The sequence below is a fragment of the Arthrobacter sp. TJ-266 genome (assembly GCF_058269115.1).
The window spans coordinates 158,652-172,020 of the sequence record NZ_JBZCNC010000004.1; the positions used below are offsets into that span (position 1 = coordinate 158,652).

The 13,369-nt window shown below is 69.4% G+C and carries 15 protein-coding genes; 8 read left to right on the plus strand and 7 right to left on the minus strand.

Annotated elements, in window-relative coordinates; translation table 11 throughout:
* Positions 1-169: 169 nt before the first annotated feature.
* From AC4D12_RS12385 to AC4D12_RS12405, 5 genes are all read left to right on the plus strand, one after another.
* Positions 170-847 carry a DUF4245 domain-containing protein gene (locus AC4D12_RS12385; protein ID WP_490950238.1) on the plus strand — a complete coding sequence of 226 codons (678 nt, stop codon included), beginning with the start codon at positions 170-172 and terminating at the stop codon, positions 845-847.
* A gap of 37 nt (positions 848-884) precedes the next feature.
* Complete coding sequence (locus tag AC4D12_RS12390; protein WP_490950239.1) at positions 885-1,499, plus strand: carbonic anhydrase; 615 nt, start codon at positions 885-887, stop codon at positions 1,497-1,499.
* Positions 1,500-1,580: 81 nt separating this feature from the next.
* On the plus strand, positions 1,581-3,062 hold the full coding sequence (locus AC4D12_RS12395; protein ID WP_490950240.1) for a class II fumarate hydratase: 1,482 nt from the start codon (positions 1,581-1,583) through the stop codon (positions 3,060-3,062).
* 93 nt (positions 3,063-3,155) lie between these two features.
* Complete coding sequence (locus AC4D12_RS12400) at positions 3,156-3,812, plus strand: TetR/AcrR family transcriptional regulator (RefSeq protein ID WP_490950241.1); 657 nt, start codon at positions 3,156-3,158, stop codon at positions 3,810-3,812.
* On the plus strand, positions 3,809-5,500 hold the full coding sequence (locus AC4D12_RS12405; protein WP_490950242.1) for an MDR family MFS transporter: 1,692 nt from the start codon (positions 3,809-3,811) through the stop codon (positions 5,498-5,500). The genes AC4D12_RS12400 and AC4D12_RS12405 overlap by 4 nt, the downstream gene beginning before the upstream one ends.
* Positions 5,501-5,514: 14 nt before the next feature.
* Here AC4D12_RS12405 and AC4D12_RS12410 read toward each other — a convergent pair whose 3' ends face one another.
* The 4 genes from AC4D12_RS12410 to AC4D12_RS12425 all read right to left on the minus strand — a co-directional run bounded on the left by AC4D12_RS12410 (position 5,515) and on the right by AC4D12_RS12425 (position 9,004).
* Complete coding sequence (locus AC4D12_RS12410; RefSeq protein WP_490950243.1) at positions 5,515-5,985, minus strand: NUDIX hydrolase; 471 nt, start codon at positions 5,983-5,985, stop codon at positions 5,515-5,517.
* Positions 5,986-5,990: 5 nt separating this feature from the next.
* The gene (locus AC4D12_RS12415) at positions 5,991-6,497 is read right to left on the minus strand and encodes a prepilin peptidase (RefSeq protein ID WP_490950244.1); all 507 of its coding nucleotides are present in this window, start codon (positions 6,495-6,497) and stop codon (positions 5,991-5,993) included.
* A gap of 132 nt (positions 6,498-6,629) precedes the next feature.
* Positions 6,630-7,901, minus strand: a complete 1,272-nt coding sequence (phoH2, locus tag AC4D12_RS12420; protein ID WP_490950647.1) for an RNA 5'-3' helicase PhoH2 — start codon at positions 7,899-7,901, stop codon at positions 6,630-6,632.
* Positions 7,902-8,236: 335 nt separating this feature from the next.
* Positions 8,237-9,004 (minus strand): isoprenyl transferase, encoded by a 768-nt coding sequence (locus tag AC4D12_RS12425; RefSeq protein WP_490950245.1) that lies wholly within the window; start codon positions 9,002-9,004, stop codon positions 8,237-8,239.
* Positions 9,005-9,193: 189 nt separating this feature from the next.
* Between AC4D12_RS12425 and trhA the strand changes: the two genes are divergently transcribed.
* On the plus strand, positions 9,194-9,946 hold the full coding sequence (trhA, locus tag AC4D12_RS12430) for a PAQR family membrane homeostasis protein TrhA (RefSeq protein ID WP_490950246.1): 753 nt from the start codon (positions 9,194-9,196) through the stop codon (positions 9,944-9,946).
* A gap of 99 nt (positions 9,947-10,045) precedes the next feature.
* On the opposite strand, the gene AC4D12_RS12435 is transcribed toward trhA, so the two are convergent.
* A complete protein-coding gene (locus AC4D12_RS12435; protein ID WP_490950247.1) occupies positions 10,046-10,438 on the minus strand; it encodes a hypothetical protein in 393 nt (130 codons plus the stop codon).
* A 188-nt stretch (positions 10,439-10,626) separates the two neighbouring features.
* Positions 10,627-11,547, minus strand: coding sequence for a mycothiol conjugate amidase Mca (mca, locus tag AC4D12_RS12440; protein WP_490950248.1), 921 nt, complete (start codon positions 11,545-11,547; stop codon positions 10,627-10,629).
* A gap of 149 nt (positions 11,548-11,696) precedes the next feature.
* Between mca and AC4D12_RS12445 the strand changes: the two genes are divergently transcribed.
* Both AC4D12_RS12445 and greA read left to right on the plus strand, forming a co-directional pair.
* Positions 11,697-12,062, plus strand: a complete 366-nt coding sequence (locus AC4D12_RS12445) for a DUF4307 domain-containing protein (RefSeq protein ID WP_490950249.1) — start codon at positions 11,697-11,699, stop codon at positions 12,060-12,062.
* A gap of 198 nt (positions 12,063-12,260) precedes the next feature.
* Entirely contained in the window at positions 12,261-12,755 is a 495-nt protein-coding gene (greA, locus tag AC4D12_RS12450; RefSeq protein WP_490950250.1) for a transcription elongation factor GreA, read from the plus strand.
* Positions 12,756-12,761: 6 nt separating this feature from the next.
* Here greA and AC4D12_RS12455 read toward each other — a convergent pair whose 3' ends face one another.
* Positions 12,762-13,367 (minus strand): rhomboid family intramembrane serine protease, encoded by a 606-nt coding sequence (locus AC4D12_RS12455; RefSeq protein ID WP_490950251.1) that lies wholly within the window; start codon positions 13,365-13,367, stop codon positions 12,762-12,764.
* Between the last annotated feature and the right edge of the window lie 2 nt (positions 13,368-13,369).

Genomic DNA, 13,369 nt, shown 5'->3' on the forward strand with positions numbered 1-13,369 from the left:
TCATCATAGGCGCGACCTCCGCGCGTGCGCCCTGTGACCTTCGTCCTCCACACCGGCCGCGGTCGTGCCGCGTCGCTCCGCGTCCCTTCGCCCGGCCGATGCCCGGCCGACGTCGGGTGACCTCCGCAGCCGGTTAGGCGCAGAGGCCCGCGTCGGCGAAAATGGAGGGGTGACTGATCAAGGCGAGGACCGGCGGGCGGCCGATGCGGCGCGCCTCGAGGCCGAACTGAACGACGACGCACCGCCCATCACGCTGACGCCGAACCAGGCGAAGCGTGCCAGCTCCACGGCACGTGGCATGCTGCTCGCCACCGGCGCCACCATCGCCGTCGTGCTGCCCGTCTACTTCCTGAACCCCACGTACACCGCGGAGACGTACCAGCGCTCCATCGACGTCGAGACCATCGCGCGCCAGGCGGCCGGCGACGCCGGGTACCTCCCCGCCGCACCCGCCCTCCCCGAGGGCTGGTCCTCCAACTACGCCCGCTGGGTCACGGGCCGCAGCGACGGCGTCGACTTCTGGGAGGTCGGGTACTTGACCTCGGACACCGGGTTCATCCAGTTGACCCAGACCGACGACGCCAACCCCACCTGGACGGCGCAGCGGATCGGCGACGCGCAGGTCTCGGGGACCCGCACCATCGGCGGGCTCGACTGGGAGCTGCTCGATGCGCCCAACGGCGACACCGTGCTGACCGCCGAGGTGGACGGCAATACCGTGATCCTCAACGGCGAGGCCTCGCTCACGGAGTTCGACACCATGGGCGAGACCGTCATCGAGGACGTGCGGCAGAACGCCGTCGAGGAGGCCGAGCGCCTGTCATCCGCCGACACGGACGGCTCATGAGGACCGGCCGTGCGGCCAGGGACGCTACAGTGACCGCGTGACCCAACGCCTGACCCCCGCCGCCGCGTGGCAGCGCCTGCAGGAGGGCAATGCGCGGTTCGTCGCCTCGGACGCCTCGCACCCCAACCAGGACGCCTCGCGCCGTGCCTCACTCGTGAGCAACCAGAACCCGTTCGCGGTGGTCTTCGGCTGCTCCGACTCGCGTCTCGCCGCCGAGATCATCTTCGACCTCGGCCTCGGTGACGTCTTCGTGGTCCGGACGGCAGGGCAGGTCATCGACGACGCCGTGCTCGGCTCGCTCGAGTACAGCGTCGGCGTGCTCGGTGTACCCCTGATCGTCGTGCTGGGTCATGACAGCTGCGGTGCGGTCACCGCCACCATGAACGCCGTCGAGACCGGTGAGATGCCCGCGGGCTTCATCCGCGACCTCGTGGAGCGCATCACGCCGTCCGTCCTCACGGCCCGGCGCGCAGGCGTCACCGACGTCAATGCCACCGTGGTGGAGCACACGAGGCAGACGGCGCAGCGCCTCTCCGACAGTTCGCGGGTGATCTCCGAGGCCGTGCGGTCAGGATCGGTCGCGGTGATCGGTGTCTCCTACAGCCTCGACGAGGGCAAGGCCGTGCTCGTCTCGGGCGCCGACGCCGTCTGACACGTCCGTCCGGCACTGGCCCCGTGCGAGAGGGCACTTCCGATTTGGCGCGGTGTCGCGCGGAAGGCGAGAATTGGCGGCATGACTCCATCGCCTGCAGCCAGCCCTGATCCGACGACGACGGGCGCTGCGCCCGGCGGTGAGGATGCGGGTGCCGGCGAGTACCGCATCGAGCACGACACCATGGGTGAGGTGAGGGTGCCGATCAACGCGCTCTACCGCGCCCAGACCCAGCGCGCCGTCGAGAACTTCCCCATCTCGGGGACGCGCCTGGAGCGCGCGCACATCGAGGCCCTCGCACGCATCAAGAAGGCCGCGGCCACCGCCAACGCCGAGCTCGGCGTACTGGACGAGGAACGTGCACGTGCCATCGAGGCTGCCGCCGACGACGTCGCCTCCGGCCGGTACGACGACGACTTCCCGGTGGACATCTACCAGACCGGCTCCGGCACCTCCTCCAACATGAACGCCAACGAGGTCATCGCGACCCTCGCCAGCCGCGCGCTCGAAGCGGCGGGCAGCACGACGACGGTCCACCCGAACGACCACGTCAACGCCTCGCAGTCCTCGAACGACGTCTTCCCGACCTCCGTCCACGTGGCGGCGACCTCCGCGCTCGTCAAGGACCTCGTCCCCGCTTTGACCCACCTCGCCGAGGCACTCGAGCGGAAGGCCGCGGAGTTCAGCAGCGTCGTGAAGTCGGGCCGTACCCATCTCATGGACGCCACACCGGTGACCCTCGGCCAGGAGTTCGGCGGCTACGCCGCGCAGGTCCGCTACGGGATCGAGCGCATCCACGCCTCGCTCGCACGCGTGGCCGAGGTGCCCCTCGGCGGCACGGCCGTGGGCACCGGCATCAACACGCCCGCCGGTTTCTCCGCCCGTGTGATCGAGCTGCTGGCCACGGACACCGGCCTGCCCCTCACCGAGGCGCGCGACCACTTCGAGGCGCAGGCCAACCGCGACTCCCTGGTCGAGATCTCCGGCATGTTGCGAACCATCGCCGTCTCGCTCACCAAGATCCACAACGACCTCCGGTGGCTGGGCTCCGGCCCCAACACCGGCCTCGGCGAGATTGCCCTGCCCGACCTCCAGCCCGGCTCCTCGATCATGCCCGGCAAGGTCAACCCCGTCATCGCGGAGGCCGTCATCATGGTCTGCGCGCAGGTGGTCGGCAACGACGCGACGGTGGCATGGTCCGGTACCAACGGTGCGTTCGAGCTGAACGTCGGCATCCCGGTGATCGCCCGCAACGTCCTCGAGTCGATCCGCCTCCTGAGCACCTCGACACGGGTCTCCGCGGACCGGATGATCGACGGCATCACGGCGAACGTGGAGCGCGCGCGCTTCCTCGCCGAGGCCTCCCCCTCGATCGTGACGCCCCTGAACAAGTACATCGGCTACGAGAACGCGGCGAAGATCGCGAAGAAGGCCGTCGCCGAGGGGCTCACCGTGCGCGAGGCCGTGATCGCCCTCGGGTTCGTGGAGCGCGGCGAACTCACCGAGGAGCAGCTCGATTCCGCCCTCGACGTCCTGTCGATGACGAGGCCCCCGCAGGGCTGAGCAGGGTCGTCGGAAGGGGTGCACCGCGATCGCGGTGCACCCCTTTCTGTTGTACCGAACAACAATTTGCACTCTAGACCTCAGAGTGTAAATATGTACTCCGTGACTTCGAGTGCAACGAACCAGGACACGGGACTACGTGAACGCAAGCGTCTTCGCACGCGCGCGTCCGTCGTCTCCGAGGCCAGGAGGCTCACGCTCGAGGGCGGCCTGAGCGGCTTCACCGTGGACCACCTGTGCGAGCAGGTGGGCATCTCACGCCGGACGTTCTTCAACTACTTCCCCACCAAGGAGGACGCCGTCCTCGGCCACTCCGACGACACCGGGGCCGAGGAACTCCTCAATGCCTTCGTCGAGTCCGGCAGGGCCGAGCAGCCCGTCCCGCTGCTGGAGGTCCTCACAGCCCTCATCGCCGACTTCGGCGATCGGATGGCGATCTCCCGCGAGGAGTACCTGACCCTGTCCGCCGTCCTGCAGCGCGAACCGCAGCTGCTCGCGAAGCTCTTCGCCCGAGCCGAGGCGAGATCCCAGCTCCTGATCGACGCCATCGTCGATCGCGAGGCGCTGCCCGCGGACCACCCCGTGCCCCGAGTCGCCACCTTCGTGTTCGGCGGACTCGCGCGCAGGTCCTTCGACGAGTTCTTCGCCGAGGGCAACACCCTCACCTACGCCGAGGTGTTCCGACGGAACATCGAGGCGCTGCGCTACCTCTTCCCCACCTCCCAGAACGAGAACCAGGACCCAGCATGAGTTCCACGACGGCGCCGGACGGCCCCCTCCTCCTGACCCAGCGACGCATCTGGATCATCTTCTCTGCCCTGATCGCCGGGATGCTGCTCTCGAGCCTCGACCAGACGATCGTCTCCACGGCCATGCCGACCATCGTGGGTCAGCTCGGCGGCGTGGAGCACCAGGTGTGGATCACGACGGCGTACCTCCTCGCGACCACCATCGTCATGCCGATCTACGGCAAGTTCGGCGACGTCCTCGGCCGGCGGAACCTGTTCCTGTTCGCCATCGCGCTCTTCACCGTCGCGTCGATCGCCTGCGCCTTCGCCACCGACTTCTGGGCCTTCGTGATCTTCCGCGCCATCCAGGGTCTGGGTGGCGGCGGGCTGATGATCCTCTCGCAGGCCATCATCGCGGACATCGTGCCGGCCAACGAGCGCGGCAAGTACATGGGCCCCCTCGGCGGCATCTTCGGCCTCAGTGCCGTGGCGGGCCCGCTGCTCGGCGGCTACTTCGTGGACCACCTCACCTGGAACTGGGCGTTCTACATCAACATCCCCGTGGGCATCGCGGCCTTCGCGATCGCCTGGTTCACGCTGCGGCTGCCCTCGAAGAAGGCCACGAAGCGCATCGACATCGCCGGTGTGGTCCTGCTCTCCCTCGCCACGACCTGCCTCATCTTCTTCACCGATTTCGGCGGTGATGCCGCCGAGGGCTGGACGTCCCCGCTCACCTGGGCCTTCGGCGCAGGCATGGTCCTCGCGGTCGTGGCCTTCGTCATGGTGGAGCGCCGCGCGGAGGATCCCATCATCCCGCTGGAGCTCTTCCGGAACCGCACCTTCGTGACCAGCACGGGCATCGGCCTCACGCTCGGCCTCGGCATGTTCGCCGCCCTCGCCTTCATGCCCACCTTCCTGCAGATGGCCTCCGGCACGTCGGCAGCCGTCTCGGGCCTGCTCCTCGTCCCGATGATCGTGGGGCTCATGGGCACGTCGATCTACTCCGGCATCGCCATCTCGCGGTCCGGCAGGTACCGCAGGTACCCCATCGTCGGCGTCTCCCTGACGATCGCTACGCTGCTCTGGATGTCCACGCTGACCGCGAGCACACCCATCTGGGTCATCTGCACCATGCTGTTCTTCTTCGGCGCCGGTCTCGGCCTCATCATGCAGGTGATCGTCCTCGTGGTGCAGAACTCGGTCGCGCCGACCATGGTGGGCGTCGCGACCAGCACCAACAACTACTTCCGCGAGGTGGGCGCCTCCCTCGGCGTCGCCGTGTTCGGGGCCATCTTCACGAGCCGCCTCTCGGAGCGCCTCAACGGGACGTTCTCCACCTTCGGCGCGAGCCCGGAGGCTGCCGGCGAGGCGACGTCGACCCTCGACCCTGCCGCGCTGAACGCCCTGCCGGACCAGGTGCGGGATGCCGTGGTGAGCGACTACGCGGAGTCACTGGCCCCGGTGTTCCTCTACCTCGTCCCGTTCCTGGTGATCGCCCTCGTGCTGGCGCTGCTGCTGCGCGAGATCCCCCTGTCCGAGACCTCCGGCATGGTGGCCCGGGGCGAGGCCATCGGCGGCGAGGAGGCCGTCCGTCTCGAGCGCGAGCGCATGGCGGGCACGACGACGTCCGCCTCCGAAACCTCGAAGGTGCCCGCAGCAGCGGAGGCCTCGCGCGGTGGGTCCGCGGACAGCGGCGGCTCCGGCACCTGAGGACGGCCGCGTCGTCAGGAGACGAAGCGGGTCCTGCCGTCGAACTCCCGGGCGCCGCGCACGAGCGCCAGGTGTCGGGGGTTGAGCTCCGGCAGGTCGTCGAGGGTGAACCAGCGCACGTCGAGTGATTCGTCGTCGTTGACGCGCGCCGTCCCGCTGATCGCGCGGCACCGGAAGTCGAGGGTCAGGAACGTGCACACGTCCCCGTTCGGGAACGTGATCGGGCCGACGACGCCGGTGTCCAGCAGATGCTCCACCTCGACGACGACACCGGTCTCCTCCTCGACCTCCCGGCGCAGGGCGACGGCGGGTTCCTCTCCTGGCTCCACCATCCCGGTGATGATGGTCCAGGCACCGTTGTCGGCACGCTGACCGAGGAGCACCCGGCCGTCGTCGTCGAACACCACACCGCCGACACCGGGAAGCCAGAGCGGGTCATGGCCGATCTTCCGGCGGAGCGCGAGGACGAAGTCGGGCGTGGGCATGCGGATCAGCGTAGTACGGCGAGCGCGAGCGCTGTGCCCAGGAGGAGGAACGGCCCGAACGCGATGCGCGAGGTGAGCGAGGCGCGCCGCGCCAGGACGAGGGCCAGGCTCCACAGCCCGCCCAGCACCACCGCGAGGAACGGTCCCCACCAGACGGCGGGCCACCCGACGAAGCCCAGGTAGAGGCCGAGGACCCCCGCGAGCTTGACGTCCCCGCGACCGAGCCCGCGCCGGTTCACCAGATGCAGGGCGGCGAAACCCGCGAGGAGCGCCGCTGCCCCGCCGAGCATGATTGCGAGGCGTTCCCACTCCCCTGCGGCGCCGGCTGCTGCTCCGAGGAGCAGGGCGGCCGCCGGATAGGAGGGCAGCACGATCCGGTCCGGCAGTCGGTGCGTACGGGCATCGATGACGGCCAAGCGCGCCCCGACGAGTAGGAACCCGGTGAGCGCGAGGACCAGCAGCGCCGCCGCCGCGGGTGCGTCCTGCAGGTAGCGGGCGAGGACGGCGGTCACGAGTTCACGCTAGCCCAGGTCGTCCGGCAGCACTCACCGCCGTCATGGTCCTGTGGACGATGACGACGCCGCCGCGAGGACGGCGGCGCCCGGCGCGCACCCGGTCGGCCGACGCGGGTGCGCTCCCGCCGGTCAGATCTCCGCACCCTCCAGCAGATCGGTGACGAGAGCCGCGATCGGCGAGCGCTCCGACCTCGTCAGGGTCACGTGACCGAAGAGCGGGTGCCCCTTGAGGGTCTCGACGACGGCGGCCACGCCGTCGTGCCGCCCCACCCGCAGGTTGTCGCGCTGCGCGACGTCGTGCGTGAGGACGATCCTCGAGTTCTGCCCGATGCGGCTCATCACTGTCAGCAGCACGTTCTTCTCCAGCGACTGCGCCTCGTCGACGATCACGAAGGAATCATGGAGGCTGCGGCCGCGGATGTGGGTCAGAGGGAGCACCTCGAGCATGCCGCGATCCATGACCTCCTCCACGACCTCCTGGGAGACGAGGGCGCCGAGCGTGTCGAAGACGGCCTGCGCCCACGGGTTCATCTTCTCGCTCTCGCTGCCGGGCAGGTATCCGAGCTCCTGGCCGCCGACGGCGTAGAGCGGCCGGAAGACCACCACCTTGCGGTGTTCCCGGCGCTCGAGCACGGCCTCGAGGCCCGCGCACAGGGCCAGCGCGGACTTGCCCGTGCCGGCACGGCCACCGAGGGACACGATGCCGACCTCAGGGTCCATGAGGAGATCGATCGCCAGCCGCTGCTCCGCGGACCTGCCGTGCAGCCCGAACACGTCGCGGTCGCCGCGCACCAACCGGATGTGCTTGTCCGCGCCGACGCGCCCCAGGGCCGAACCGCGTGGCGAGAGCATGATGACGCCGGTGTTCACGGGCTGCTCGGCGCCCGCCGGGGTGAAGACGGCCTCGTGGTCGTAGAGGGCGTCGACCTCCTCCACGGTGGCGTCGATCTCGGCCACGCCGGTCCAGCCCGAATCCTTCACGAACTCGTTGCGGTACTCGTCGGCGCGGAGCCCCATCGCGGAGGCCTTGACGCGCATCGGGAGGTCCTTGGAGACCACCGTGACGTCGTGACCCTCGACGGCCAGGTTCTTGGCGACGGCGAGGATCCGGGAGTCGTTGTCCCCGCTCCTGAAGCCCACCGGCAGCACCTCGGCGGAGACGTGGTTGAGCTCCACCCGCAGCGTCCCGCCCTCGTCACCGAGGGGGACGTCACTGTCGAGGCCGTCGTTGGCCACGCGCAGGTCGTCGAGCAGCCGCAGCGCCTTCCGGGCGAAGTAGCCCAGCTCGGGATCGTGTCGCTTGCCCTCGAGCTCGGTGATGACGACCACCGGGAGGATCACCTCGTGTTCGGCGAACCTCAGGATCGCCCGCGGGTCCGACAACAGGACGGAGGTGTCGATGACGTAGCTGCGACGGCCCGAAGGTGCTGCGGACGGGTCATCGGCGCCGAGGGCGGCGGGACGGGCGGCCTGCTGGCGGGTGCTGCTGAGTGTTGCCACGTGGACTCCGCTCCGGGGTGAACCCACCCCGAATTCGTAGGGTTGGGGTGGGACGTTCCGGCCTGGAGGCCGGGCGCGGCCTCCCCGACTCGTACGAGATGCCTGTCAGCACCGTCGGCGTCATCAGCGGCCTTCCGTCGACGGCTCTGGACGGCCGTCGATGGCTCGACCCTACGCCGTCGTCCGCGGCGGCGCAGGGGTTTTCCGCGTGTCGGATGTTAAGGCCTGATGAACTCTCAGGAGCCGAAGCGCCGCTGCCGGCGCCCGAAGTCACGGAGCGCCCGGAGGAAGTCCACGCGGCGGAAATCGGGCCAGAGGGCCTCGCAGAAGTAGAACTCGCTGTAGGCGCTCTGCCACATGAGGAACCCGGAGAGCCGCTGCTCCCCCGACGTCCTGATCACGAGGTCGGGGTCCTGCTGCCCGCGGGTGTAGAGGAAAGACGAGATGTGCTGGTCCGTGAGCTCCTCGGCGAGGGTCTCGAGCGACATCCCCTTCGAGGCGGAATCGCGCATCAGCTCCTTCACGGCGTCGACGATCTCGCGGCGACCCCCGTAGCCGACCGCCACGTTCACGTGGAGGCCGTCGATCTTCTCGGTGTGCGCGGCGAGGTCCACGAGCTTCGTGCTGAGGTCGTCGGGCAGGAGGTCCAGGGCACCCACGGGTTGTACTCTCACGCGGTTACTCTCGCCGAGGCGGTCGAGGGTGTCGGCGATGATGCCGAGCAGCTGGTCGATCTCCTCCTGGGGCCGCCCCATGTTGTCCGTCGAGAGCATGTAGAGCGTAACGACGTCCACCCCGAGTTCCTCGCACCAGCCCAGGAACTCGTGGATCTTGTCCGCTCCCGCCTGGTGTCCGTGGCTCGTCGGTGCTCCCGCGAGCCTGGCCCATCGCCGGTTGCCGTCCACCATCACGCCGATGTGGTGCGGGATGCGCTCGGGCGCGAGGTTTCGCTGCAGCCTGCGCTCGTAGAAGCTGTAGCCGACCTCTGGGAAGTTCCACGTCACGCCCGGCCGCCCTCCCTGCTCCGCCCCGCGAGAACCCGGGACTCCATGGTGCGGGACGTTCGTCCCGTCTGACTCCTCATACCGTACCGGCAGCACCTGTGATGAAGGGCTGAAGAGACGGTCCGCTCCACTGTGACCAGCGGAGCCCGGAAGCAGTTCCCGTGCTCCTGGTGGATTAGAATTCCGGGCATGAGCTCGCGCCGCCCAGCCGCCGTCCCGGGTCCGACCGACGGCGACGGGACGGGTCGGAGCGATCTGGGCGGGCCCGTGGACGCGGTTGCCGGTCCGCTCGCCGAAGCGCTCGCCACCAAACCGCTCTGGCGCGGGTGGATCCACGCCGTCGCCGCACCGCTGGCCGTCGCGGCCGGGATCGTCCTCGTCGCCCTCGCACCCACGCCGGGCCTGAAGGTGGCATCGGCGATCTACGCGCTGACGGGGGTGCTGCTGTTCGGCGTGAGCGCCGTCTATCACCGCGGTACGTGGAGCGAGGGCGTCCGGGTGGTGCTGAAGCGCCTCGACCACACGAACATCATGCTCGTCATCGCGGGCTCCTACACCCCGCTCGCGTGGGCCCTGCTCGACCGCGACAAGGCGGAGACCCTGCTCTGGATCATCTGGGGCGGCGCGGTGGCGGGAGTCCTCTTCCGCAACCTGTGGGTCGAGGCGCCGCGGTGGCTCTACGTCCCCATCTACGTGGCGCTCGGCCTCGGGTCCGTGTTCTACATGCCGGACTTCTTCGCCGCGAACGTCCCCGCAGCCGTCCTCATCTGCGTGGGCGGCGTCCTCTACATCACCGGCGCCGTCTTCTACGGCATCAAGCGGCCCAACTTCTCCCTGCGCGTGTTCGGCTTCCACGAGCTCTTCCACGCCTTCACCGTCGCGGCGTTCGCCGCTCACTTCATCGCGATCATGATCGCCGTGCTGCACCCCGCCGGCACCTGAGGCACCCCGACCTCCGCAACCGGTCCGGATGAGATCCGGTCGGCAGGCATCCGGTCGGCACTCATCCGGTCCCCAGTTGTCCGGTCAGCGGTTGTCCGGTCAGCGGTGGTCAGGCCAGCGGTTGTCCGGTCCGTGGGAGCCGCCGGGGCGCGGAACGTCCAGCCGATCGCCGTTCGTCTGCGGGCCGGCGTCCGCGCCTGCGTCGGTCCGGAGGACGGTGCGATCCTCCGCGGGGCTGTCCGAGGACACCGGCACCTCGCCGGTACCGCCCCGGTTCCGCAGGTCCCTCGCCTGCTCCACCTCCGCCGCGTAACGCACGCGACGTACACGCTTCACCATGTCGCGGATCAGGAAGATCACCATCACAACGATGAAGAGGGTCGCGAGGAACCCCAGGGTGCCGGGAGTCACGGACGCCGGGTCGAGGCCCGGCTTCAGCGTCGGATCACCGGACGGCGTCACCGCCGCGGCGAGACTGAGGGAAGCGAACACGCGCACCACTTTCTACCGTTGTTTTCCAGGAACCGTCGGTCCGACCATTCAGACTGCTCAGCCCGTGTGGATCAAGAGGGACGCCGCCCGCACGGGGCGGCACTCCGTCGTAATTCTACGCGGCATAGAAGAACCGCACGGAGAAACCTCCGGCGCCCGTGCGGGCCCTGGTCAGGCCGTATCGCGGATCAGGGGGTGATCCCCGTGAAGAAATCGCTCTCGGGGAGGGGTGACTCCACCCGGGACGTGATGAGCGAGTAGTCCTCCCACGGCCAGACCTTCCGCTGCATCTCCACGGAGACGGCGAAGAAGAAGCCCTCGGGATCCACCTGCGTACGGTGGGCGAGCAGGGCGCGCTCGCGGTGCCCGAAGAACTCGCCCGCGTCGATCTGCGTGGTGGTGGGGTGCGTGGGGACGGGCGGCTGATGCCCCTCGGCGTCGGCCTCCAGCCACTGCGCGAGCCTCTCGGCGTACGGCGACTGCAGGCCGGATTCCTCGAGCGCGAAGTGCAGGGCCTGAAAGCGCTCCGGGTTGAAGGCGCGGTCGTAGTACAGCTTGGACGCGCTCCAGGCGTCTCCCGTGCCGGGGTACCGCGCGGGGTCGGACGCCGCCTCGAACGCCTCCACCGTGACGCGGTGCGCCATGATGTGGTCCGGGTGCGGGTAGCCACCGTTCTCGTCATAGCTGATGATCACGTGCGGACGGAACTCGCGGACGAGCTTGACGAGGGGGGCCGCGGCGCGTTCGAGGGGCTGCAGCGCGAAGCATCCGAAGGGCAGGTCCGGCAGAGGGTCGCCCTCCGGCAGACCCGAATCGGTGAAGCCGAGCCACCGGTGCTGGATCCCGAGTTCCTGCACGGCCCGTGCCATCTCGATGCGGCGGAGTCCCGAGAGATCGCGCTTGCCGTGAGGATCGTCGTTCATGGCGGCGTTGAGGATGTCACCGCGCTCGCCACCCGTGCAGGTGGCGACCATGACCTCGGCGCCGGAGGCGACGTACCCGGCCATGGTGGCGGCACCCTTGCTCGACTCGTCGTCCGGGTGGGCATGCACCGCGAGGAGGCGGAAGCCCTCGTGGGACGTGCGGGAGGAATCCTGGTTCGGCAACACGTGCTCCTGGCTCTGGGGAGAAGATCGGGCGGGTTCGGCGGCCGGACGGGCTGTCGAGGATAGGGCGCTAAAATGGGGACGTGAGTTCCGTCGGTACGCCACCCCCAAGAATAGCCACTCGCTACGGCACCCCCAAGCCGAGGAAGCCGATGGGGCGCGTGCGCCTCCTCGTCATCGCGGTCATGCTTGCCGCCGTCGCCGCCGTCGCTGCCGTGGCGCTCACCACCGGGAGCCCCGACGTGTCCTCCAAGGACGTCGGCTTCTCCCTCGCGGAGAACGGCCGTGCGAGCGTCGACTTCGAGGTGACGAAGGACCCGGCGGCCACGGCGCAGTGCGCGGTGCAGGCGCTCAGCGAGAACTACGCGGTGGTGGGCTGGAAGGTCGTCACCATCGGACCGAGCACGTCCGAGGACGGCCAGGACGCTGGAGGCACCACCGCACACCGGACGGACCTGCGCACCGACGCCCCCGCCGTCTCCGGGGGCGTGAACGCCTGCTGGATCGTGGAGGACTGACCGCGGCCCTTCTTGGGTTCTCGCCACTGCGCCCCTAGAATGAGGGGATACGTATCGCCCCGCTTCGCGCGAGCACCGGTTCGCCGGTCCCATGAGGCGGGGTGTTTGCTTGCCGGAGGACGGGGCGTCCCGCACCACCGGCGGAGTGACCGAGAGCCCCCACCCCGGTGGTGGGAGCCGAACCGAAGGAGTAACGCCGTGTCCACGAACAGCGCACCCGCCGCCGCCTGGCTCACGCAGGAATCCTACGACCGCCTGAAGAGCGAGCTCGAGCACCTCTCGGGCCCAGGACGCACGGAGATCGTCGCGAGGATCGAGCAGGCACGCTCCGAGGGTGACCTCAAGGAGAACGGCGGCTACCACGCCGCCAAGGAGGAGCAGGGCAAGTCCGAGGCCCGGATCCGCCAGCTCACCCACCTGCTCAACAACGCCCACGTCGGCGAAGCCCCCGCGGACAACGGCGTGGTGGAGCCGGGCATGATGGTGTCCGCGAAGATCGCCGGCGACGTCGAGAACTTCCTGCTGGGCAGCCGCGAGGTGGCCGGCGACACCACCGTGGACGTCTACAGCGAGAAGTCCCCGCTCGGCGCGGCCATCCAGGGCCGGAAAGCGGGCGACACGGTGACCTACACGGCCCCCAACGGCAAGCAGATCACCGTCGAGATCATCTCGGCAACCCCGTACGTCGGCTGAAAGCCGCTAGAGGTCCGCAGCTGCACGGCCCGTCCCTCCGGGGGCGGGCCGTCGTCGTCTGAGGAGGAAGGCCGCGAGCACACCCCCGAGCGCCCCGAAGAGGTGCGCCTGCCACGAGATGTTCGAGCCGACGGTGGGCAGGATGCCCCACAGGATCGATCCGTAGGCCGCGAACAGGACGACGGCGAGGAGGATCTGACGCCAGTCCCGGTTGTAGAAGCCGCGTGTGATCAGGTAGGTGAACAGGCCGAACACCACGCCCGACGCCCCGATGGTCAGCCCTCCGCCGAACGCCCAGGTACCGAGGCCCGAGGCCAGCCAGCTGATGCCGAGCGCCAGCACGAACCGCTTCACGCCCTCGAGGAACGCCAGGAAACCCAGGACGAGCAGGGGCAGCGAATTGCTCGCCAGGTGCTCCACTCCCCCGTGCAGCAGCGGCGCGAAGAGCACGCCGTCGAGCCCGTCCGATCTCCGCGGGACGATTCCGACCGTCCTGACAAGTAGTCCGCCGAGCACGAGGTCAAGCACGAAGACGCCCCACATGAGGGCCACCAGTCCCACGACGGCGACCAGGCCGCCCTGGGCCCGGCGCGCCAGCGACGTCTCCGCCACGG